This is a genomic window from Paraburkholderia sp. CHISQ3, from assembly GCF_030464945.1.
GTDB lineage: Bacteria > Pseudomonadota > Gammaproteobacteria > Burkholderiales > Burkholderiaceae > Paraburkholderia > Paraburkholderia megapolitana.
The window spans coordinates 586,867-609,100 of the sequence record NZ_JALPRG010000002.1; the positions used below are offsets into that span (position 1 = coordinate 586,867).

Here is a 22,234-nt window from a genome sequence, read left to right on the forward strand (position 1 = left end):
GTCGGATGGTTCGGTGCCGTCACGTTGTACGTCCCGTCGTTACATATTCACGACGTCGAGGACCGCACGATTGCCGTCCCTGAAGTCGTAAAACGTAATGGCGCCTTCTTGCAAATCGCCCTTGCCACTGGATGCGATCTCGCCGATCACCGGGTGGTATCCGGTGGGCGGCATCGCACCCCTCAGCAGGAGCGGCTCGGCCGAACTGGCGTTACCCGCCAGTTTGCCCACCTTGTCGGTACACACACCGTCGCCGCCAAGGATTTTTGCCCTGCTGCCAGGCACTGCCCGCTTCGCAGACAGTTCGCCCGTTGCGTTCACACCGCCGGACATGATGGCGTCCGGCCGAACACGTTTGATCTTCGTGAGGATGCCGCAGGCCGTGGCGTTCGCCACCTGCGTGCCGGTTTCCGGGCTGGTTGCGGCGGCGCGGGCGTCGAACTGCAGCTCGATCCGATGGCCGTCGATGGTCAAACCCTGTGTGTTGATGTCCTCTACAGCCAACCGCGCCCCATTTTCGTTGTCGTTGCACTCACTCTTCCTGCTGCTCGCGGTCACCATCGCAACCGCGGCCGCATCGGGCACCGCGTCAGCAAACTTGGCTTGCATTAAACAGGTCTCCCGCGCCTTGCAAAATCCGCTGTCCCAAGGCCCACAGGGCTTCAGAAACGCGCGCATTGTAACTCCAATTATGCGGCGGCCAATATATTGAACCGGCAGGGTTTTCCTGCATTGCAACCTGATTTCAGGACCAATAATCGGCGCGTGGCGCAACCGGGTTGCACATCTTTGAAGCGCATCAGTTGCACCACATCGAACCCGACCTGCACCAAGTGTTGTGCGCGACCCTTTCGGGAGCCCGTTTTCATCGGGTTCGGCGAGATTCGCAGGTCAGCCGATTGCACGGCGCCAGTCTGAAGCGTCAAAAATCCGCCGAATAGACCGAATAGGCCGGAAATAGGGAATGACCGTGAAATCTGTGCCAAAAATAATCGTCGGGAGACGAAAAATCGGTCGATTTCAGATGGGCCGAACCGGTCTTTCGCCTGATGCGCCCCCTAAATTTTCGGACCGTATTGGGCCAGTCAGGGACACGCCCGAAACGCAGACGGCAATAAAAAACGCGCCGAAGCGCGCTTTTTTTCATCTAGGGGTGTTGCTGGATCAGGCGGGCAATCCAAGCCCGCGCGGCAGCGGAAACGCGATGTTTTCCTCGATGCCTTCGAGCGCACGCACGTTGCGCACGCCGAGTTCGTGCAGCCGGGCGATCACCGCCTGCGCCAGCACTTCCGGGGCCGACGCGCCCGCTGTGACACCGATGCGCCGCTTGCCGACAATCCACTGCGGATCGATCTGATCCGGCGAGTCCACCATATAGGCAGGGATGCCGCGCTTCTCGGCCACTTCGCGCAGCCGGTTCGAATTCGAGCTGTTCGGGCTACCGACCACGATCACCACATCGCATTGCGGCGCCATGAACTTCACGGCGTCCTGGCGGTTCTGCGTCGCGTAGCAGATGTCCTGCTTCTTCGGTTCACGGATCGCCGGGAATTTGGCCTTCAGCGCGGCGATGATCTCGGCGGCGTCGTCGACGGACAGCGTGGTCTGCGTGACGAACGCAATCCGTTCCGGGTCCGCGAGCACGAGCGCCTGCACGTCCTCGATATCTTCGACGAGATGCATGCCCTCGCCCGTCTGCCCCATTGTGCCTTCCACTTCGGGGTGCCCCTTGTGGCCGATCATGACGATATCGAAGCCGTCCTGGCGCATCTTCGCGACTTCGATATGCACCTTGGTCACGAGCGGGCAGGTCGCGTCGTACACGCGCAGACCGCGCGATTCGGCTTCCGTGCGCACCGCTTTCGACACGCCGTGCGCGCTGAAAATAACCGTATTACCGGCCGGCACTTCCTCGAGCTGCTCGATGAAGATCGCGCCTTTCTTGCGCAGGTCTTCGACGACGTAAGCGTTATGCACGATCTCGTGACGCACATAGATCGGTGAGCCGTGCAGCTTGATCGCGCGCTCGACGATCTCGATGGCCCGGTCGACGCCGGCGCAAAATCCCCGCGGCTGGGCCAGCAGGATTTCAGTTTCGGCGAGGGTCGTGTCCGTGGTGCTCATGTTTACAGAATCCCGATGATTTTCACTTCGAACGCCAGCGCCTGGCCGGCAAGCGGGTGATTGAAATCGAACAGGGCGGACGTTTCGCCGACTTCCTTCAGCACGCCCGCGTAGCGTCCGCCGCCCGGTGCGTTGAATTCGACGAGATCGCCCGGAGAAAAATCCTCACCGATCATGCTGTTTTCGCGCAAGGTGGCCAGCGACACCCGCTGGATCAGTTCCGGATTGCGCGGGCCGAACGCCGCCCCTGGCGTTAGCTGAAAGGTGGAGTGGTGACCGACCTTCAACCCCAGCAGAATGTCTTCGAGCGGCGGCGCCAGTTGGCCGGCGCCCAGCAGCAGCGTAGCGGGCTTCTCGGTGAAGGTGTTGATGACATCGGCGCCATCGGCGAGCGAAAGCCGGTAGTGAAGCGTGACGTGCGAACCGGGTTTCACTTCGGAAATATCGATGATGCTCATGCGGTACTCATTCAGTCTTCAGTCGGGACGCGCCGGAGGCGCATTCACCCATTCACAGCACAGGGCGCGTATGCGCGACGCCTTGCGCAAAGGCTCCATTGTAAGCCACATATCCCGCCGCGGCTGCGCGCGGCACAGGACCGCCCTTCTGGAGACCTAGCATGGACGTCACCCCCATCGCCTTGCCCGGCACCCTGGGCGAAGCCCCATCCGCTGCGGTTTTGCGCCCCGTCCGGCAGCGCCAGCGGGACATGCCGCGCGAACGCCTGCTCGATTCGGGACCTGGCACGCTCAGCGATATCGAGCTGATCGCGCTCGTGCTCGGCTCCGGACTGCCGGGCCAGAACGTCTTCGAGCTCGCACGGTCGTTGTTGGTGCGCTTCGGCTCCCTTCGGGCGATGCTCGACGCGACACCCGCCGATTTCAGCGGAATTCGCGGTATCGGCCCCGCCAAAACGGCCCAACTGCTCGCCATTCTGGAGATAGCGCGGCGCGCGCTCGCGGAAAAAATCCGCGAACGCTCGGTCATCGATTCACCGGAAGCGGTAGAAGACTACCTGCGGCTGCTGATCGGCACCCGGCCCTATGAGGTCTTCGTCAGCCTGTTTCTCGATGCGCGGCACCGTCTGATCCGCTCGGAGGAAAGCTCGCGCGGCTCGCTGACCCGGATGGCGGTCTATCCGCGGGAAATCGTCCGGCGCACGCTCGCGCTGAATGCGGCCAGCCTGATCGTGGCGCATAATCACCCCTCCGGTGCCGTCAAACCGAGCGCCAGCGACCGCCGGCTGACACGCATGCTGCGCGACACGCTAACGCTGATCGACGTGCAACTGATCGATCACCTGATCGTTGGTGCGCAGGAAACGTTCTCGTTCGCCCGTGCCGGCCTGTTGTGACGGCAGCCCGAACGCGCATCGGGCCTGCTCCTCGATCCGCAAATAAGGTTTGATTTTTCGGCTTTTTTCCTGCTAAAATCGCGGTTTGCTTCTTTCCAACCCTGTTCTGAAGCCGCCAATGGCCTTTCTGGAAGCCGCGACCACCCGGTCCTTCCGCTTTCAGGAAACTTTCCGGCGTTCGAACTCAGAATTTAAGCGTATTAGGAGTGCTCTCATGGCACGCGTATGCCAAGTAACTGGGAAAGCGCCGATGAGCGGCAACAACGTTTCCCACGCGAACAACCGAACCAAGCGTCGTTTTCTCCCGAATCTGCAAAACCGCCGTTTCTGGGTCGAAAGCGAAAACCGCTGGGTGCGTCTGCGCGTTTCGAACGCCGGTCTGCGCCTGATCGACAAGAACGGTATCGACACCGTGCTCGCAGATTTGCGCGCACGCGGTGAAGCCTAAGGAGTAAATCATGGCAAAAGGCGCACGCGACAAGATCAAGCTGGAATCGACCGCAGGTACGGGTCACTTCTACACCACGACGAAAAACAAACGCAACATGCCGGAAAAGATGACGATCTCGAAGTTCGATCCCGTCGTCCGCAAGCACGTTGAGTACAAAGAAACCAAGATCAAGTAATCTGGTTTCCGAGCTTGTCAAAAAAACCCCGCCTCTGCGGGGTTTTTGTTTTTCTCCCCTCCTGTTCGCTCCAGCGCGCCTCTTCCTGTCGCCGCATTTCATGCCCATCGGCTGACTAGCCAGCTTTTCCTTGCGGGCTGCGGCGCGTATCCTCTCTCGTTTGGCCGGAAGCGCCTGAAGGCGCGCCGCAACAGCAAAGCAAGACATGGAGAGGCAGCGAATGAATTTCGATGTGGCAATTGTCGGCAGCGGTCTGGCAGGTCTGAGCGTCGCGCTGAATCTGGCGGAAACGCGACGTGTCGCAATCGTGGCCAAACGCTCGATGACCGAGGGCGCGAGCGACTGGGCCCAGGGCGGCATCGCCGCCGTGCTCGATTCCGCGGATAGCGTCGAGAATCATGTGCGCGACACGCTGGTCGCCGGCGGCGGGCTGTGCGACGAAGCTGCAACGCGCTTCATCGTCGAAAACGGTCGAGCCGCCATCGAATGGCTGATCGATCAGGGCGTCCCCTTCACGAAAGACGATGCCGCCGAACTCGGCTTTCACCTGACGCGCGAAGGTGGCCACAGTCATCGCCGGATCATCCACGCCGCCGATGCGACCGGTCATGCAGTCGTCGCCACGCTCAGCGAACGCGTGCGCCAGCATCCGAACATCACACTACTCGAAGACCATTACGCCATCGATCTCATCACCTCGGACCGGCTCGGCTTGCCGGGGCGACGCTGCCACGGCCTGTATGCGCTCGATCTAGCCAGCGGCCGCACGGTCACCATCGAAGCGCCGCACACCGTGCTCGCTACCGGCGGCGCAGGCAAGGTCTATCTCTATACGACCAACCCCGACACAGCGACCGGCGATGGCATCGCGATGGCCTGGCGTGCCGGCTGCCGGGTGTCGAACATGGAGTTCATCCAGTTTCATCCGACCTGCCTGTTTCACCCGTACGCCAAGTCGTTCCTCATTTCCGAAGCGGTGCGCGGCGAAGGCGGCATCCTGAAACTGCCCGACGGCACGCGCTTCATGGCGAATCACGACGAGCGCGCCGAACTCGCGCCACGCGACATCGTTGCGCGCGCGATCGATTTCGAAATCAAGAAACGCGGCATCGACTGTGTGTATCTCGACATCAGTCATCAGCCGGCAGCGTTCTTGCAGGAGCACTTCCCGACTATCCTCGCGCGTTGTCGCGAGTTCGGCATCGATATCACCCAGCAGCCAATCCCCGTCGTGCCGGCCGCGCACTACACGTGCGGCGGCGTCGTCACGGACCTCGCGGGCCGCACCGATCTGGCGGGCCTGTACGCGGTCGGCGAGACATCATGCACGGGCCTGCATGGTGCGAACCGGCTGGCAAGCAACTCGCTGCTCGAATGTCTCGTGATCGGGCGATCGACGGCGACATCGATCGAAAAGGAAGGTTTTAGCGCTGCAGTACACGCACCGCTGCCGGACTGGGACGAAAGCCGCGTGTCCGATCCAGACGAGGAAGTGGTGGTCGCGCACAACTGGGACGAACTGCGTCGGCTGATGTGGAATTACGTCGGCATCGTGCGTACCGACAAACGGCTCGCGCGTGCGAAGCATCGGCTTGCGCTACTGCGCGACGAGATCCACGAGTACTACGCGAACTTCCGCGTGAGCCGGGATCTGCTCGAGCTGCGCAATCTGGTCGACGTCGCGTCGCTGATTGTGGACAGTGCGCGCTCGCGTCGTGAAAGCCGCGGCCTTCACTACAGCCGTGACTGGCCCGCCACATTGCCGAAGGCGCTGCCGACGGTGTTGTCGCCGGAGCGGGTGCGCAACCGCAACGTGTGACCGGGCGCCCGCAACGACACTACGCCGGGCCGACGTTCGAAAACAACGCCGCGTCCCGCGCCAGATCGCCGCTGGTCTGCACACGCTTCTTGTGGCGCGCCGCAAAGTCGAGCATCCGGTCGATCGGCTGCTTCGCCCGCTCACCAATGGCCGCATCGACGAAGATTTCGTTCTGACCGTGCTCCAGCACGTTGGCGAGATTCGTAAGACCGTTCATCGCCATCCACGGACAATGCGCGCAACTCTTGCAGCTCGCGCTGTTGCCGGCGGTCGGCGCCTCGATAAAGATCTTGCCAGGTGCCGCGAGCCGCATCTTGTGCAGGATGCCGAGATCGGTCGCTACGATGAAGTGCGTTGCATCGAGCCGCTGCGCCGCATCGATCAACTGCGTCGTCGAGCCGACGACATCGGCAAGCGCCACGACGCTCTCCGGCGACTCCGGATGCACGAGCACTTTCGCCTGTGGATATTCGGCGCGCAGCAGATCGAGTTCGATCCCCTTGAACTCATCGTGCACGAGACACGAGCCTTGCCACAGCAGCATGTCCGCACCGGTCTTCTTCTGAATATAGCCACCGAGATGCCGGTCCGGTGCCCACAAGATTTTCTCGCCGCGCGCATGCAGGTCGGCCACGATCTCGAGCCCGATCGACGACGTCACCATCCAGTCCGCGCGCGCCTTCACCGCTGCGCTCGTGTTTGCGTAGACGACCACCGTGCGGTCCGGATGCGCATCGCAGAACGCAGAGAATTCGTCAGCGGGACAGCCGAGGTCGAGCGAGCAGGTTGCATCGAGATCGGGCATCAGAATGCGCTTGCCGGGACTCAGGATTTTCGCCGTCTCGCCCATGAAACGCACACCGGCAACTACCAGGGTCTGCGCCTCGTGATCGCGACCGAAACGCGCCATCTCAAGCGAGTCCGCAACGCAGCCGCCGGTCTCATCGGCGAGTTCCTGCAGTTCCGCGTCCACGTAGTAATGCGCGACGAGCACCGCCTTTTCGCGCGCAAGCAACGCGCGAATGCGCGCCTTCAGCGCAACCCGCTCCTCCGCCGACGGCGTCTCGGGCACCTTTGCCCACGCCTGACCGACACCGCATATCAGCCCCTGGGGCTGTGGCCGGTCGTATTCGACGCTCCTGATCGCCTGATTCATGGTGGCTCCTGTCCGACTGATCTGCGGCACGCCGCGAGATGTTCCGGACGCGCCCCAAAAAGAAAAACCCCGCCAACGCGGGGTTTTATGACGTGCCGAAATTCTAAAGGATTTCGTACTCAGGCGTAGCGGCGCAAACGCATGGCGAATTCCTGCAGAGCCTTGATGCCGCTCTGTTCAGCACGGTGGCACCAGTCCTGCAACTGCGTCAGCAACTGGTCGCGCGACGCATTTGAACGCTCCCACATCGACGCCAGTTCGTTGCGCAGTTCGATATACGTGCGCAGCTTCTGGCTGTTCGCGAAGATCTGCGGCAACTGACGCTTTTGCGGTTCGTCGAGACCCGACTCTTCCTTGTGGAACCAGCTGCGCGCATTGCGCATGACCTGGTACTTTTCGCGGGCGCCCACTTCCTTCAGATGCGCGAGTTCCTGACGATACGCGCGCTTCACAGCCTTGCCGTAGCTGGCCATGACTTCGTAGCGGTTTGCGAGCACGGCTTGCAGCGTGTCCTGATCGAGAACCAGCTTGCCCGTCGACAGACGCGGCGTCGGTGCAATCTTCTTCACCTTGGCCAGACGGAACGCCGAGAGAATGCGGATGTACATCCAGCCGATATCGAACTCGAACCACTTGTTCGACATCTTGGCCGACGTCGCATACGTGTGGTGATTGTTGTGCAGCTCTTCGCCGCCGATCAGGATGCCCCACGGGAAGATGTTCGTGCTTGCATCTGCCGAGTTGAAGTTGCGGTAGCCCCAGAAGTGCGCGAGACCGTTGACCACGCCTGCGGCCCAGAACGGAATCCAGATCATCTGGATAGCCCACACGCTCAAACCGACGATACCGAACAGCGCAACGTCGATCACCATCATCAGGCTGATACCGAGGATCGGGTACTTCGAGTAGACGTTGCGTTCCATCCAGTCATTCGGCGTGCCGTGGCTGAACTTGCGCATCGTTTCTTCGTTCTTTGCTTCCGCGCGATACAGTTCGGCGCCTTCGAGCAGCACCTTCCAGAAACCGCGCGTCTGCGGGCTATGCGGATCTTCTTCGGTCTCGCACTTCGCGTGGTGCTTGCGGTGAATCGCGGCCCACTGACCGGTCAGCATGCCCGTGGTCATCCACAGCCAGAGGCGGAAGAAATGACTGGCGGCCGGGTGCAGATCGAGCGCGCGATGCGCCTGGCAGCGGTGCAGATACACCGTCACGCCGATGATCGTCACGTGCGTCATTGCCAGTGCGGACAATATGATCTGCCACCACGAAAGACGCAGCAGGCCGTTGCCAAGGAAATCAAGCGAGGAATTCAACAAGGTCGTTTACCTGTGGAACAGAAAACATCCGCGCAGTGGCGGATGTCAAGAAAGTGAAAGCATACGTCCAGATTGGACGGTAGTTTACTAGAACCGTTCCAAGTGTATGTAACAAATGGATATTTTTTTACCCTGGCGAGAATTCGCGGGGCTTCGACGCAGTGTTTTGAATGCCGTTTTTAGCGCGCGACCGGCTCTGGCGGGGCGTCTGGCGGGGGTGCAGACTCGTTCGCGGCATGCCCGGTCATTGTTACCGCCTGTGGCAGGATGTCGCTGGCGCTGCCCACAATTCGGACTTCACGTTGCGCGTACGGAATCGAAATGCCGTGTTCGACAAAAAGCCGCCAGATATTCCGGTTCACCGCCGAGCGGACCGACGCGGTACCAGTCGCCGCGTCTTCGATCCAGAAACCCAGTTCGAGATTGATACCGTCGGGGCCGAAGCTGGCGAGGTAAGGCGTCGGTACCGGGTCCTGCAGCACACGGCTCACCCCCAGGGTCGCCTCGACCAGTAGGGCCATCGCCTGCTCGACATCCGATGTGTAGGCGACCTGGACCGCCGCCTTCGCATAGCCGCGCGTCAGATACGACGACTGGTTCTGCACGACGTCGGTGATCAGCTTTTCGTTCGGAATCAGCGTCTCGTTGCCGTCGAGCCCGCGCACCACGGTATAGCGAGTACGGATCTGCGTGACCATGCCCTGCAGTCCGCTCACGTTGATCGTGTCGCCGATGCGCAGCGACCGGTCGATCAGGATGATGAAACCCGACACGTAGTTGCTCGCGATCTTCTGCAAGCCGAAACCGAGCCCAACGCCAAGCGCACCGCCGAACACCCCCAGCACCGTGATGTCGATGCCAACCAGCGACAGGCTGATCAACACAGCCGCCAGCATGAAGAGCGCCCGGCCGACCCGCGCCAGCACCACCTTCAGGTTCGCATCGAGCGAACGGGAGCGGATCAGCCGCTCTTCGAACGTTGCGCCGAGCCACATCGCGACGATCATCGTCACGCACACCCAGAGCACGCCGTTTAGCAGCGACAGCAGCGTCAGGTGAGTATTCGCGATGCGAAACTTCACGCTCCCCATCCACGCGAGCACATCGTCCTGAATGCCCATCACGGTGAACACCATGCCGGCCCACACCACCAGAGACACGAGCTTCTCGACGAGCGAAAGCCATGCATGCGTCTCGCCGTGCGCGCCGAACACGCGCCGCGCGATGAAGAACACGAGATAGATCAGGCCGATGCCGAATAGCGGCACGAGCGCGAGATCGAGTAGCGACGTGTCCATGAACTGCTCGGCAATCGCCTGCGCGATCAGCACGAACACACCGCCCAGCAGCGGGAAAAACGCCTTGTTCAGACTTTCTGCGCCGAAGCGCAGCGTCTGGTAGCGCGTCTGGCGCCGCAGGTCCAGCAAGCGCCGCAACCACCGTGCAAGCAGCCACGCGAGCGCCAGCGTGCCGAGCAGCACGCCCGCCTGCCACACGATTCCCGGCTGACCGAAATCGCGCGTGAGGCCGCCGAGCATATGGGACAGGATGCGATCGGACAGGGTCGTCAAAGGTGTCTCGCGTGAAGTCGAAGGTTGCGCGCCGCAGCCAGCCTAGGCACGGCGTTCCAGCACGGCCGCGAAGAAGCCGTCGGTTGCATGGCGGTGCGGCCACAGCGAGAGATAGTCACCCGTATCGACGTCGATGCGCTGCTCGGCGAGTACGTCGCGCGCCGGCACCAGCACGAATTCTGCGTGGTCAGCGAGAAACTGCGTCACGATCGCCTCGTTCTCCGCTTCGAGAATGCTGCACGTCGCATAGATGAGCCGGCCGCCCTTCTTCACGAGGCGCGACGCGCTCGCCAGAATCGATGCCTGCTTGGGCGCGAGTTCGGTGATCGACGCCGGCGTCTGACGCCACTTCAGGTCCGGATTGCGACGCAGCGTGCCGAGCCCGCTGCACGGCGCGTCGACCAGCACGCGATCGATCTTGCCCGCAAGGCGCTTGATCTTCGCGTCGTGCTCGCTGTCGATCAGCACCGGGTTCACGTTCGACAGCCCGCTGCGTGCGAGCCGCGGCTTGAGCTTCGCGAGCCGCCGATCGGAAATGTCGAAGGCATAGAGGCGACCGGTCGAACGCATCATCGCGCCGAGCGCGAGCGTCTTGCCGCCCGCGCCCGCGCAAAAGTCGACGATCATCTCGCCGCGCTTGGGCGCCACCAGCGAACACAGCAACTGGCTGCCTTCGTCCTGCACTTCGACCCAGCCGTTCTGGAATGCATCGAGCTTCGTGAGCGGCGGCTTGCCGACCACGCGCACACCGAACGGCGCAAACGGTGTCGCTCCCGCTTCGATGCCGGCCTTACCGAGCGCGCTCAACACCTCGTCGCGACTCGCCTTTTGCGGGTTTGCGCGCAGATCGAGCGGCGCCGGGTAGTTGAGCGCCGCAGCGAGCTGGGCCAGTTCCTCGGGCGGAAAGCGTGTGTTGAGCGCGTCGCAGATCCAGTCGGGCAGGTTCATGCGGATGCGCAGCGGCAGGCTCTCCGGATCGATCTTCGCCACGTGTTCGAGCCACGTGCTTTCGGAATCGGACACGAACGGCTTGAGCGCACTGCGGCCCGCCGTCTGCATCAGGCCGAGCAGCGCAAGCCGCCGGGCGGGGCTGCCGGTGCCGCTCTCGGCCAGATGCGCGAACTCCATCCGGCGACGCAGCACGGCGAACACGGCCTCGGCAATCACACCGCGCTCGCCATGCCCGAGCTTCGGGTGAGCACGGAAAAAGCGGCTGGTAGTAGCGTCGGCCGGGCCCGCGAACTTCAGGACCTCGGCCAGCAGCGTTTCGGTTTGTCCAATCAGGAATCCATGTAGTCTCATGCGCCCTCTCCGGCGTAGCTTGTCGTTTCAGCAAAGAGCCACTGCGGCTCGGGCGGTGTTACGGCGACGTGCAGTCCGTCGGGCGCAAGACGCCCTTCGACGAACCAGCGCACCGCGCGTGGGTAAAGGATATGTTCGGCGGCCAGCACGCGGGCGGCGAGCGTCGCGGCGTCGTCGCCGGCGAGTACCGGCACGGCCGCCTGGGCGACGATCGGCCCGTGATCGAGCTGCGACGTGACAAAATGCACCGATGCGCCGTGCAGACGGACGCCGGCGTCGAGCGCCTGCTGATGGGTTTTCAGACCGGGAAAGCTCGGCAGCAACGAAGGATGGATGTTCAGCATGCGCCCCGCGTAGCGGTCGACGAAGCCGGCGGTCAGCACCCGCATGAAGCCGGCGAGCAGGACCAGGTCGGGCGCAAAGCTGTCGATCTGCGCGGCCAGCGCGGCGTCGAAGGCCTCGCGGTCAGGGTACTGGCGGTGGTCGACGACCGCCGTGGCAATGCCTTGCGACGCGGCGAACCCAAGGCCCGCGGCGTCAGGACGGCTGGCAATCACGGCGGCGACCTGCGCCGGCCAGCGCTCACGCGCGCAGGCGCGGACGACCGCTTCCATGTTGCTGCCCCGCCCCGAAATCAGGATGACGAGTTTTTTCATTGGCGGATTTTATCATTCGGGGACCCCCGAAACCGCGCTGCGCCGCCGTGGCCGGCTCCGAGCGTTTATAATCATTCGTTTTGCGGCATTCCGGCCGCCTCATATAACACCCCGCTATCGTGAGAGTTTTCCGCGGTCTTCCCAATGCCGAAAGCCGTGCGCCGTGCGCATTGACGATCGGCAACTTCGACGGTGTCCACCGCGGCCATCAGGCTCTGCTCGCGCACGTGCGCGCCGCCGCCGATGCGCGCGGGCTGCCCGTCTGCGTGATGACCTTCGAGCCGCACCCGCGCGAATTCTTCAACCCGGCCGGGGCGCCGCCGCGCATCGCGATGCTGCGCGACAAGCTCGAAGCGTTGCGCATGAACGGCGTCGACCGTGTGGTGGTCGAGCATTTCAACCAGACTTTCGCGAGCCAGTCGCCGGATGCGTTCGTTGAACGGATCATCGTGAACGGGCTGCACGCGCGCTGGGTGATGATCGGCGACGACTTCCGCTACGGCGCCCGGCGTGCCGGCGATTTCGCTTCGCTGAAGGCGGCCGGCAACCATCACGGTTTCGAAGTCGAGCAGATGGCGACCGTTGCCGATCCGTCCGGCGCGCGCATTTCGAGTTCCGGTGTGCGCGCGGCGCTCATCGCCGGCGATCTCGATGCGGCGCGTGGCGCGCTCGGTCGCGACTATCTGATTAGCGGTCACGTCGTACACGGCATGAAGCTCGGCCGCGATCTCGGTTTCCCCACACTAAACCTGCCGATCGCCCACAAGCGGCCGGCGCTCGCGGGCATTTTCGTGGTCCGCGTGCATGGCATCGGGGATCAGCCGTTGCCGGGCGTCGCAAGCCTCGGCCTGCGGCCGACCGTCGACGACTCCGGCCGTGTGCTGCTCGAAGTGCATCTGCTCGACTGGCACGGCGACGCATACGGCAAGCTCGTGCGCGTCGAATTCCTGAAGAAGCTGCGCGACGAAGAGAAGTACGTCGATCTCGAAACGCTGACCGCTGCGATCGCCCGCGACGTCGCCCATGCACGCGAGTGGTTCGCCGCCGCCGGTGGCGCTGCACCGGGCCGCAGCGCAACGGGCTTCGCCACCTCGGCGACCGATCGAATTAGCTAGCCTTATGCGGTATCGTGCCGGCACGCTGCCTGCACAGTACCGATCGCCGCGTTCCGGCAGGCCTGCCGCGCACCGCGCGGAACCGCCCACCGGACGCTCCCCGCACAGCTCGCGCCGTAGCGCGGACCGCATACACCCAGACACTGTATCTAACGCGACTTCATCATGAGCAACAAGAAAGCCGATTCGAAACCGCAGAGCCGCTACCCGGTCAACCTGCTCGACACGCCGTTCCCGATGCGCGGCGACCTGCCGAAGCGCGAACCTCAATGGGTCAAGGACTGGCAGGAACACAAGATCTACGAAAAGATCCGCGCCGCCAGCAAGGGCCGCAAGAAGTTCATCCTGCACGATGGCCCGCCGTATGCGAACGCCAACATTCACCTCGGCCACGCGGTGAACAAGATCCTTAAGGACATGATCGTCAAGGCGCGCAATCTCGCCGGCTTCGACGCGGTCTATGTACCCGGTTGGGATTGCCACGGCATGCCGATCGAAATCCAGATCGAAAAGCAGTTTGGCAAGTCGTTGCCGGCCGCCGAAGTCATGCAGAAGGCACGCGCCTACGCGACCGAGCAGATCGAGATCCAGAAAGCCGGCTTCCGGCGGCTCGGCGTGCTCGGCGAATGGGACAACCCGTACAAGACGATGAACTTCGTGAACGAGGCCGGTGAGCTTCGTGCGCTCGCGAAGATCATGGAAAAGGGTTATGTGTTCCGCGGCCTGAAGCCGGTGAACTGGTGCTTCGATTGCGGCTCCGCGTTAGCTGAAGCGGAAGTCGAGTACGCGGACAAGACCGATCCGACGATCGACGTACTGTTCCCGTTCGCCGATCCGGAAAAAACCGCTCAGGCTTTCGGCCTCGCCGCGCTGCCGCGCAACGAAGGCGGCATCGTGATCTGGACGACGACGCCTTGGACGATCCCCGCGAACCAGGCGCTCAACGTGCATCCGGAAGTCGTGTACGCGCTCGTCGATACGTCGCGCGGCCTGCTGATCCTCGCGCAGGAACGCGTCGAAGCGTGCATGAAGGACTTCAGTCTGGAGGGCACGGTGCTCGCCACGACCGTCGGTGCGAAGCTCGCGAACCTGCGCTTCCATCATCCGCTCGCGTCCGCGCATCCGGGCTACAAGCGCACGTCGCCGGTGTATCTCGGCGACTACGTCACCACCGATACCGGCACCGGCATCGTCCATTCGTCGCCGGCCTATGGTGTGGAAGACTTCGTGTCGTGCAAGGCGCACGGCATGGCCGACTCCGACATCATCAACCCGGTGATGGGCGATGGCCGCTATATCGAATCGCTCGCGCTGTTCGGCGGTCTGTCGATCTGGGCGGCCAATCCAAAGGTGGTCGAAGCGTTGCGCGACGCAGGCACGCTGTTGCGCAGCGAGAAGTACACGCACAGCTATATGCATTGCTGGCGCCACAAGACGCCGATCATCTATCGCGCGACATCGCAGTGGTTCGCCGGTATGGACGTCGTGCCGAAGGACAGCGAGAAAACGCTGCGCGAAACCGCGCTCGAAGGGATCGAGGCGACCGCGTTCTATCCGTCGTGGGGCAAGCAGCGCCTGTTCTCGATGATCGCGAATCGTCCCGACTGGACGCTGTCGCGCCAGCGTCAATGGGGCGTGCCGATGGCGTTCTTCGTGCACAAGGAAACCGGCGAGCTGCATCCGCGCACGATCGAGCTGCTCGAGCAGGTCGCGCAACGCGTCGAAAAGGCCGGCATCGAAGCATGGCAAACGCTCGACCCGCGCGAACTGATCGGTGACGACGCGAATCTCTACGAGAAGAACCGCGACACGCTCGACGTCTGGTTCGATTCCGGCACGACACACTGGCACGTGCTGCGCGGCTCGCACAAGGAAGAGCTGCAGTTCCCCGCCGATATCTACGTCGAAGGTTCCGACCAGCACCGCGGCTGGTTCCATTCGTCGTTGCTCACGGCGTCGATGATCGATGGACGGCCGCCGTATAACGCACTGCTCACGCACGGCTTCACCGTCGACGGCGAAGGCCGCAAGATGAGCAAGTCGCTCGGTAACGGCATCGACCCGGCGGAAGTCTCGAACCGGCTGGGCGCGGAAATCATCCGTCTGTGGATCGCCTCGACGGATTATTCGGGCGAACTGTCGATCTCCGAAGAAATTCTCAAGCGCGTGACGGAAAGCTATCGCCGGATCCGCAACACGCTGCGCTTCCTGCTCGCGAATCTGTCCGACTTCAATTTTGCAGAGCATGCACGCCCGGTAGAAGACTGGCTCGAGATCGATCGCTATGCGGTGGCGTTGTCGGCTGCGTTGCAAACGGATGTGCTCGCGCATTACGACCGGTACGAGTTCCACCCGGTCGTCGCGAAGCTGCAGACGTTCTGCTCGGAAGATCTCGGAGGCTTCTACCTCGACGTGCTGAAGGACCGGCTCTATACGACGGCGCCTGATTCCGCCGCACGTCGCGCTGCGCAGACCGCGCTATATCACATCGCGCATAGCCTGCTGCGCGTCATGGCGCCGTTCATGTCGTTCACCGCGGAAGAAGCGTGGAAGGTGTTCCAGCCGGACAGCGAGACGATCTTCACCGAGACGTATCACGCGTTCCCAGATGTACCCGAGGCAGCCGCGCTGCTCGACAAATGGACACTGCTGCGCGCGGTACGCAGCGACGTGACGAAAGCACTCGAAGAAGCGCGTGTCGCGAACCTGATCGGTTCGTCGCTGCAAGCCGAAGTGGAAATTCGCGCGAGCGGTGCGCGTCACGATGCACTCGCCAGCCTCGGCGCCGACCTGAAGTTCGTGCTGATCACTTCGGCGGCAACGGTCGTGCGGGTGGACAGCGAAGCGGATGAAAGCGTCGAAGTGATCGCCTCGAAATACCTGAAGTGCGAGCGTTGCTGGCACTACCGTGCGGACGTCGGCGAGAACGCCGAACACCCGACGCTGTGCGGACGCTGTATCAGCAACCTGTTCGGCAGCGGCGAAACGAGGAGCGCGGCATAATGCCCAAAACCCTGTCGAAATCGAGCGGCGGAACGCTCGCACCATGGCTCGGCGTTGCATTGATCGTGATTCTGTTCGACCAGTTGTCGAAGATCGCCGTATCGAAGGTATTTGCGTACGCTCAACCGTATGAACTGACGCCGTTCTTCAACCTGTTTCTGGTATTCAACCGTGGTGCCGCGTTTAGTTTTCTCGCCACGGCAGGCGGCTGGCAACGCTGGGGGTTCACAGCGCTCGGTGTCGTCGCGGCACTTGTCATCGGCTATCTACTGAAGCGGCATGGCGCGCAGCGGCTCTTTTGCACGGCGCTGGCGCTGATACTCGGCGGTGCGCTCGGCAATGTGATCGACCGGCTGATGTATGGCCACGTGATCGATTTCCTCGATTTTCACGTGCGCGCATGGCACTGGCCGGCGTTCAATCTCGCCGACAGCGCGATCACGATCGGCGCTGCTCTGCTCGTGTTCGACGAATTGCGGCGCGTGCGCGGTTCGCGCTGATGCCGTAGCGGTTCGCAGACCGGTGCAGCACGCGCCGGTCGCCCATGTTTTGTCGGAGGCTTGCGTTGGCCACTGTCGCACCCGGAGAACTCGCAGGTAAACATCTCGTCCTCGGTCTGACGGGGGGGATCGCTTGCTACAAGATCGCTGAACTCACGCGCCTGCTCATCAAGGCCGGCGCGACCGTGCAGGTCGTGATGACCGACGCGGCCACGCAGTTCATCACGCCCGTCACCATGCAGGCACTGTCGGGCCGCCCCGTCTACACGAGCCAGTGGGACGCGCGCATCGCGAACAACATGCCGCACATCGATTTGTCGCGCGAAGCGGACGCCATCGTGATCGCGCCGGCATCGACGGATTTTCTCGCGCGTCTTGTGCACGGCATGGCCGACGACCTGCTGTCCACGCTGTGCGTCGCGCGCGATTGCCCGCTGCTCGTCGTTCCCGCCATGAACCGGCAGATGTGGCAAAACCCGGCCACGCAACGCAACGTCGCGCAACTGCGCGCGGACGGCGTCGAAGTGCTCGGGCCGGATTCTGGTCCGCAAGCCTGCGGCGAAGTCGGCGACGGCCGGATGCTCGAACCCGAAGCCACGTACGAAGCGATCGCTTCGTTCTTCCATCCGAAAGTCCTCGCGGGTCGCCGCTTGCTGCTCACCGCGGGTCCGACCTTCGAGCCGCTCGATCCGGTACGCGGCATCACGAATCGTTCGAGCGGCAAGATGGGCTTCTCGCTCGCGCGTGCCGCGCAGCAGGCAGGTGCCGAGGTTCATCTGATCGCGGGGCCGGTTGCGCTCGACACACCGTGGGGCGTCTATCGCGAAGACGTGCAGACCGCGCAGCAGATGCACGACGCCGTGATGCGCGCGGTGGCCGACTGCGACGTGTTCATCGGTGTGGCTGCAGTGGCCGACTGGCGCGTCGATCACGCAAGCCCGCAGAAGATCAAGAAGACCGCCGACAAACCGATGCCGACGTTCACGTTCGTCGAAAATCCGGACATCCTAGCGGCGGTCGCGAAGCTTGCTCATCCACCGTTCTGTGTCGGCTTCGCCGCGGAAAGCGGCGATCTCGAGTTGCACGGCGAAGAGAAGCGCGTGCGCAAGAACGTGCCGCTGCTGATCGGCAACCTGGGTCCGCTGACCTTCGGCCTCGACGACAACGAAGTGGTCCTGTTCGAAGCATCCGGTGCGACGAAACTGCCGCGCGCGGACAAACGCACGCTGGCAGGTACGCTGATCGCGGAGATCGCGAAGCGTCTACCCGATACAAGCCTGATCCGCTGAACTGAAATCCCCGGAGCGGTACAGTCATGACGCTACTTTCCGTGCTCGATCAAACGCCCGTGATCGACGGGCACTCGGTGGCCGATGCGATCGCGGCGACCGTCGAACTCGCGCAGCTCGCCGACGACCTCGGCTACACGCGCTACTGGTGCGCCGAGCATCACGGTCTGCGCGGCGTATCGAATCCCTGTCCTGAAGTGATGCTCGCGCGGCTCGGTAGCGTGACGAAGCGCATCCGGATCGGCTCCGGTGGGGTGATGCTGCCGTACTACAGCCCGTTCAAGCTCGCCGAACAGTTCATGATGCTCGAAGCACTGTTCCCGAACCGCGTCGATCTCGGCGTCGGGCGCGCACCGGGCGGCGATATGAAGACTGCTCAAGCGGTCGCGGCCGGCGCGTACAACCGCGGCGACATCTTTCCGCAACAGGTCGCCGAGCTGGTCGGTCTGATGAACGGCACACTGCCCTCCGACCATATCGCCCACGGCGTGCTGCTGCAGCCGCAAGTCGACACGCGCCCGCAGCTATGGATGCTCGGTTCGAGCGAATTCGGCGGGTTGCTTGCAGCGCAGCTCGGTATCCGCTTTGCGTTCGCGCATTTCATCAACGCGCATTTCGGGTATCAGGTCGCGGAGGCGTATCGCGAGCGCTTCGTAGCTGGCAACGAAACGCGGCCGTACCTCGCGGCCGCGGTGTTCGTCATCTGCGCGGACACCGAACAGGAAGCCGCCGACCTCGAAAAAGCCGTCGACCTGCGCCGCGTGCAGATGGCCTACGGTCTCAACGCGCCGATCCCGTCGATCGAACAGGGACTCGCGCAGGAATACGGCGAACGCGAACAACTGGTGATCGCGCGCGAGAAACCGCGCAGCGTGATCGGCACACCCGAGACGGTGACCGAACGCCTGCTCTCGATCAAAGACCATTTCCAGGCCGACGAACTGATCGTGCTGACCGTCGCGGGCAGTTATCGCGCGCGGCTGCGCTCCTATGAACTGCTTGCCGACGCGTTCCAGCTGAAACGCTAACGCCCCCTCTTCTTTCCTGACCTCCTCCGAAACCGCATGAAACTCGACCTGAAGATTCTCAATCCGAAGATGCGCGACCAGTTGCCCCGTTACGCGACCACGGGCAGCGCTGGGCTTGACCTGCGCGCGTGCCTCGACGAACCGCTGATACTCGAACCCGGGCAAACCGCGCTCGTGCCGACGGGTCTCGCGATCCACGTGGGCGACCCCGGCTACGCCGCATTGATCCTGCCGCGCTCCGGGCTCGGTCACAAGCACGGCATCGTGCTTGGCAATCTCGTCGGTTTGATCGACTCGGATTACCAGGGCGAACTGATGATCTCGACATGGAATCGCGGGCAGACCACCTTCACGCTGAATCCGCTGGAACGGCTCGCGCAACTCGTGATCGTGCCGGTCGTGCAGGCGCAGTTCAATATCGTCGATGACTTCGAGCAGAGCGAGCGTGGTGTGGGTGGTTTTGGTAGCACCGGGAAGCACTGAGGTTCGCTTCACGCGCGCGGTGGCAAGCCGGGCAATAAAAAACGGCGTGGGTTTTTAAGCCCACGCCGTTCTTGTTTCAGCCTGCTCCAGCTTCGGAATCACTCGACCTCGACGGCCTCGGGATTCGGATTACGCGGCTCCGACTGCTCGTCGAACGTCAGTTGCACCTTGTCGTTCTCGTCTACGTCGACCGTTACGCGGCCGCCGGTGACGAGCTTGCCGAACAACAGTTCGTCGGCAAGCGCGCGACGAATCGTGTCCTGGATCAGGCGCTGCATCGGCCGTGCGCCCATCAGCGGATCGAAGCCGTGCTTGGCAAGATGCGCACGCAGCGCGTCGGTGAAGAGCGCGTCGACCTTCTTCTCGTGCAGTTGATCTTCGAGCTGCATCAGGAACTTGTCGACCACGCGCATGATGATTTCTTCATCGAGCGAGCGGAAGCTGATCGTCGCGTCCAGACGGTTGCGGAACTCCGGCGTGAACATGCGCTTGATATCGACCATTTCGTCGCCGGTTTCACGCTTGGTCGTGAAACCGATCGTCGACTTCTGCATCGATTCGGCGCCCGCGTTCGTCGTCATGATGATGATGACGTTGCGGAAATCCGCCTTGCGACCGTTGTTGTCTGTCAGCGTGCCGTGGTCCATCACCTGCAGCAGCACGTTGTAGATGTCCGGATGCGCCTTTTCGATTTCGTCGAGCAGCAGCACGCAATGCGGCTTCTTCGTGACGGCTTCGGTCAGCAAACCGCCCTGGTCGAAACCGACATAGCCCGGCGGCGCGCCGATCAGGCGACTCACCGCATGACGCTCCATGTATTCCGACATGTCGAAGCGCAGCAGCTCGATGCCGAGCGTGAACGCGAGTTGCCGCGCCACTTCGGTCTTGCCGACACCCGTCGGGCCGGAGAACAGGAACGCACCGATCGGCTTGTCCGTCTTGCCGAGGCCCGCGCGCGCCATCTTGATCGCGGCCGACAGTGCATCGATAGCCGGGTCTTGCCCGAACACGACGCTCTTCAGGTCGCGATCGAGCGTTTGCAGCTTGCTGCGATCGTCCTGCGATACGCTTTGCGGTGGCACACGCGCGATCTTCGAAATGATCTCTTCGATCTCGCCCTTGCCGATCGTCTTCTTCTGCTTCGACTTCGGCAGGATGCGTTGCGCTGCACCGGCTTCGTCGATCACGTCGATCGCCTTGTCGGGCAGATGACGGTCGGTGATAAAACGCGCCGACAGTTCAGCCGCCGCCGACAGCGCACCCGACGAATACTTCACGCCGTGATGCTCTTCGAAACGCGACTTCAGGCCGCGCAGGATCGCCACCGTCTGTTCGACGGTCGGCTCGGTCACGTCGACTTTCTGGAAGCGGCGTGACAGTGCAGCGTCCTTTTCGAAGATGCCGCGGTATTCGGTGAACGTCGTTGCGCCGATGCACTTCAGCACACCCGACGACAACGCCGGCTTCAACAGATTCGATGCGTCGAGCGTACCGCCCGATGCGGCACCTGCGCCGATCAGCGTATGAATTTCATCGATGAACAGAATGGCGTGCGGGCGCTCCTTCAATTCCTTGAGCACCGTTTTCAGGCGCTGTTCGAAATCGCCGCGATACTTCGTACCGGCGAGCAACGCGCCCATGTCGAGCGAATACACCTGGGCATCCGCGAGGATGTCGGGCACTTCGCCACGCGTGATGCGATACGCAAGCCCTTCCGCGATCGCCGTCTTGCCGACACCGGCCTCACCGACCAGCAGCGGGTTGTTCTTGCGCCGGCGGCACAGCACCTGCACGACGCGCTCGACTTCGGCTTCGCGACCGATCAGCGGATCAATGCGGCCGTCCTTCGCCATCTGGTTCAGATTCGCCGTGAATTGCGCGAGCGGCGTTTCCTTCTGCGCGCCGGCTTCATCAGATTCGGCGTTCGCGTCGCTCGCCTTCGCGGGGTCGGTGCTACTTGTCTTCGCGATGCCATGCGAAATGAAGTTCACGACATCGAGCCGCGTGACGCCCTGCTGTTGCAGGTAGTACACCGCGTGCGAATCCTTTTCTCCGAAGATCGCCACCAGCACGTTCGCGCCGGTCACTTCCTTCTTGCCATTCGAGGTGGACTGCACATGCATGATCGCGCGCTGAATCACGCGCTGGAAACCGAGCGTGGGTTGCGTGTCGACGTCATCCGTGCCTGGCACGGTTGGCGTGTTGTCATGAATGAAGTTGCGCAGGTTCTGCCGCAGATCCTCGATGTTGGCCGCGCATGCGCGCAACACCTCTGCGGCCGTCGGATTGTCCAACAGGGCCAGTAAAAGATGTTCGACCGTTATGAACTCGTGCCGCGCCTGGCGTGCTTCCATGAACGCCATGTGCAGGCTGACTTCCAGTTCCTGGGCAATCATGCTTCCTCCATCACACACTGCAGCGGATGCCCGGCCTGCCGTGCGTGGGTAACGACTTGCTCGACTTTGGTCGACGCGATGTCCCGCGTATAGACCCCACAGACTCCCCTACCTTCGCGATGCACCTTCAACATAATCTGCGTTGCGGTCTCACGATCTTTACTGAAATACTCCTGCACGATCATCACGACAAATTCCATCGGCGTGAAGTCGTCATTCAGCAGCACCACCTTATACATGGATGGCGGTTTCAGCTTTTGTTCCTGCCGCTCCAGTACGGTGCCGTCCTGCTTGTCCGGAATAATCGCCATACACCCATTCTAAACATCTCGGACAGGCCCGCAATCCTGCCAAAACCCCGACCGCCCGGCCGGTGACCATTCCGCCTCGGCCCTGCAGCCGAGTGTGTCGGCGCGAGCGCTCCGCGATGAGCCGAATGCGGTGCCGGCCCTCCCGAAAGTCGATCTTGCATCAATCAAAACTACCTTTGGATCGA

General features: G+C 62.6%; 20 protein-coding genes. 10 read left to right on the plus strand and 10 right to left on the minus strand.

Annotated features, from left to right (window positions below; genetic code table 11):
- Window positions 1-39 precede the first annotated feature (39 nt).
- From M0D65_RS06370 to M0D65_RS06380, 3 genes are all read right to left on the minus strand, one after another.
- On the minus strand, window positions 40-609 hold the full coding sequence (locus M0D65_RS06370) for a hypothetical protein (protein ID WP_091011263.1): 570 nt from the start codon (window positions 607-609) through the stop codon (window positions 40-42).
- 555 nt (window positions 610-1,164) lie between these two features.
- Complete coding sequence (gene ispH / locus M0D65_RS06375; RefSeq protein ID WP_091011262.1) at window positions 1,165-2,124, minus strand: 4-hydroxy-3-methylbut-2-enyl diphosphate reductase; 960 nt, start codon at window positions 2,122-2,124, stop codon at window positions 1,165-1,167.
- Between the two features lie 2 nt (window positions 2,125-2,126).
- On the minus strand, window positions 2,127-2,582 hold the full coding sequence (locus M0D65_RS06380; protein ID WP_091011261.1) for a peptidylprolyl isomerase: 456 nt from the start codon (window positions 2,580-2,582) through the stop codon (window positions 2,127-2,129).
- 161 nt (window positions 2,583-2,743) lie between these two features.
- Here M0D65_RS06380 and radC point away from each other — a divergent pair, with 161 nt between their 5' ends.
- From radC to nadB, 4 genes are all read left to right on the plus strand, one after another.
- Window positions 2,744-3,478 (plus strand): DNA repair protein RadC, encoded by a 735-nt coding sequence (gene radC, locus M0D65_RS06385; protein WP_266251918.1) that lies wholly within the window; start codon window positions 2,744-2,746, stop codon window positions 3,476-3,478.
- Between the two features lie 214 nt (window positions 3,479-3,692).
- Window positions 3,693-3,926 (plus strand): 50S ribosomal protein L28, encoded by a 234-nt coding sequence (gene rpmB / locus M0D65_RS06390; RefSeq protein ID WP_091011259.1) that lies wholly within the window; start codon window positions 3,693-3,695, stop codon window positions 3,924-3,926.
- 10 nt (window positions 3,927-3,936) lie between these two features.
- On the plus strand, window positions 3,937-4,104 hold the full coding sequence (gene rpmG, locus M0D65_RS06395) for a 50S ribosomal protein L33 (protein ID WP_091011258.1): 168 nt from the start codon (window positions 3,937-3,939) through the stop codon (window positions 4,102-4,104).
- A gap of 220 nt (window positions 4,105-4,324) precedes the next feature.
- Window positions 4,325-5,923 (plus strand): L-aspartate oxidase, encoded by a 1,599-nt coding sequence (gene nadB / locus M0D65_RS06400; RefSeq protein WP_091011257.1) that lies wholly within the window; start codon window positions 4,325-4,327, stop codon window positions 5,921-5,923.
- Window positions 5,924-5,942: 19 nt separating this feature from the next.
- Here nadB and nadA read toward each other — a convergent pair whose 3' ends face one another.
- The 5 genes from nadA to purN form a co-directional block, all read right to left on the minus strand.
- Window positions 5,943-7,079, minus strand: a complete 1,137-nt coding sequence (gene nadA, locus M0D65_RS06405) for a quinolinate synthase NadA (protein ID WP_091011256.1) — start codon at window positions 7,077-7,079, stop codon at window positions 5,943-5,945.
- Window positions 7,080-7,198: 119 nt separating this feature from the next.
- The gene (locus tag M0D65_RS06410; protein ID WP_266251919.1) at window positions 7,199-8,395 is read right to left on the minus strand and encodes an acyl-CoA desaturase; all 1,197 of its coding nucleotides are present in this window, start codon (window positions 8,393-8,395) and stop codon (window positions 7,199-7,201) included.
- Window positions 8,396-8,574: 179 nt separating this feature from the next.
- Complete coding sequence (locus tag M0D65_RS06415) at window positions 8,575-9,933, minus strand: mechanosensitive ion channel family protein (RefSeq protein WP_266252039.1); 1,359 nt, start codon at window positions 9,931-9,933, stop codon at window positions 8,575-8,577.
- Between the two features lie 75 nt (window positions 9,934-10,008).
- The gene (locus M0D65_RS06420; protein ID WP_266251920.1) at window positions 10,009-11,268 is read right to left on the minus strand and encodes an RsmB/NOP family class I SAM-dependent RNA methyltransferase; all 1,260 of its coding nucleotides are present in this window, start codon (window positions 11,266-11,268) and stop codon (window positions 10,009-10,011) included.
- The gene (purN, locus tag M0D65_RS06425; RefSeq protein ID WP_266251921.1) at window positions 11,265-11,924 is read right to left on the minus strand and encodes a phosphoribosylglycinamide formyltransferase; all 660 of its coding nucleotides are present in this window, start codon (window positions 11,922-11,924) and stop codon (window positions 11,265-11,267) included. The genes M0D65_RS06420 and purN overlap by 4 nt, the downstream gene beginning before the upstream one ends.
- A 119-nt stretch (window positions 11,925-12,043) precedes the next feature.
- On the opposite strand from purN, the gene M0D65_RS06430 reads away from it, so the two are divergent.
- From M0D65_RS06430 to dut, 6 genes are all read left to right on the plus strand, one after another.
- Window positions 12,044-13,039: a bifunctional riboflavin kinase/FAD synthetase gene (locus M0D65_RS06430; protein WP_091011251.1), complete on the plus strand. Its 996-nt coding sequence runs from the start codon at window positions 12,044-12,046 to the stop codon at window positions 13,037-13,039.
- Between the two features lie 165 nt (window positions 13,040-13,204).
- Window positions 13,205-16,042, plus strand: a complete 2,838-nt coding sequence (ileS, locus tag M0D65_RS06435; protein ID WP_266251922.1) for an isoleucine--tRNA ligase — start codon at window positions 13,205-13,207, stop codon at window positions 16,040-16,042.
- Window positions 16,042-16,542: a signal peptidase II gene (gene lspA / locus M0D65_RS06440; protein WP_091011249.1), complete on the plus strand. Its 501-nt coding sequence runs from the start codon at window positions 16,042-16,044 to the stop codon at window positions 16,540-16,542. Before ileS ends, lspA begins: the two co-directional genes overlap by 1 nt.
- A 65-nt stretch (window positions 16,543-16,607) precedes the next feature.
- Entirely contained in the window at window positions 16,608-17,831 is a 1,224-nt protein-coding gene (gene coaBC, locus M0D65_RS06445; RefSeq protein ID WP_266251923.1) for a bifunctional phosphopantothenoylcysteine decarboxylase/phosphopantothenate--cysteine ligase CoaBC, read from the plus strand.
- A gap of 26 nt (window positions 17,832-17,857) precedes the next feature.
- Window positions 17,858-18,859, plus strand: a complete 1,002-nt coding sequence (locus M0D65_RS06450; protein WP_266251924.1) for an LLM class flavin-dependent oxidoreductase — start codon at window positions 17,858-17,860, stop codon at window positions 18,857-18,859.
- Between the two features lie 36 nt (window positions 18,860-18,895).
- Window positions 18,896-19,342: a dUTP diphosphatase gene (gene dut / locus M0D65_RS06455; protein ID WP_266251925.1), complete on the plus strand. Its 447-nt coding sequence runs from the start codon at window positions 18,896-18,898 to the stop codon at window positions 19,340-19,342.
- Window positions 19,343-19,440: 98 nt separating this feature from the next.
- On the opposite strand, the gene clpA is transcribed toward dut, so the two are convergent.
- The gene (gene clpA, locus M0D65_RS06460) at window positions 19,441-21,738 is read right to left on the minus strand and encodes an ATP-dependent Clp protease ATP-binding subunit ClpA (RefSeq protein WP_091011245.1); all 2,298 of its coding nucleotides are present in this window, start codon (window positions 21,736-21,738) and stop codon (window positions 19,441-19,443) included.
- Window positions 21,735-22,049: an ATP-dependent Clp protease adapter ClpS gene (gene clpS / locus M0D65_RS06465; protein WP_091011244.1), complete on the minus strand. Its 315-nt coding sequence runs from the start codon at window positions 22,047-22,049 to the stop codon at window positions 21,735-21,737. Before clpS ends, clpA begins: the two co-directional genes overlap by 4 nt.
- Between the last annotated feature and the right edge of the window lie 185 nt (window positions 22,050-22,234).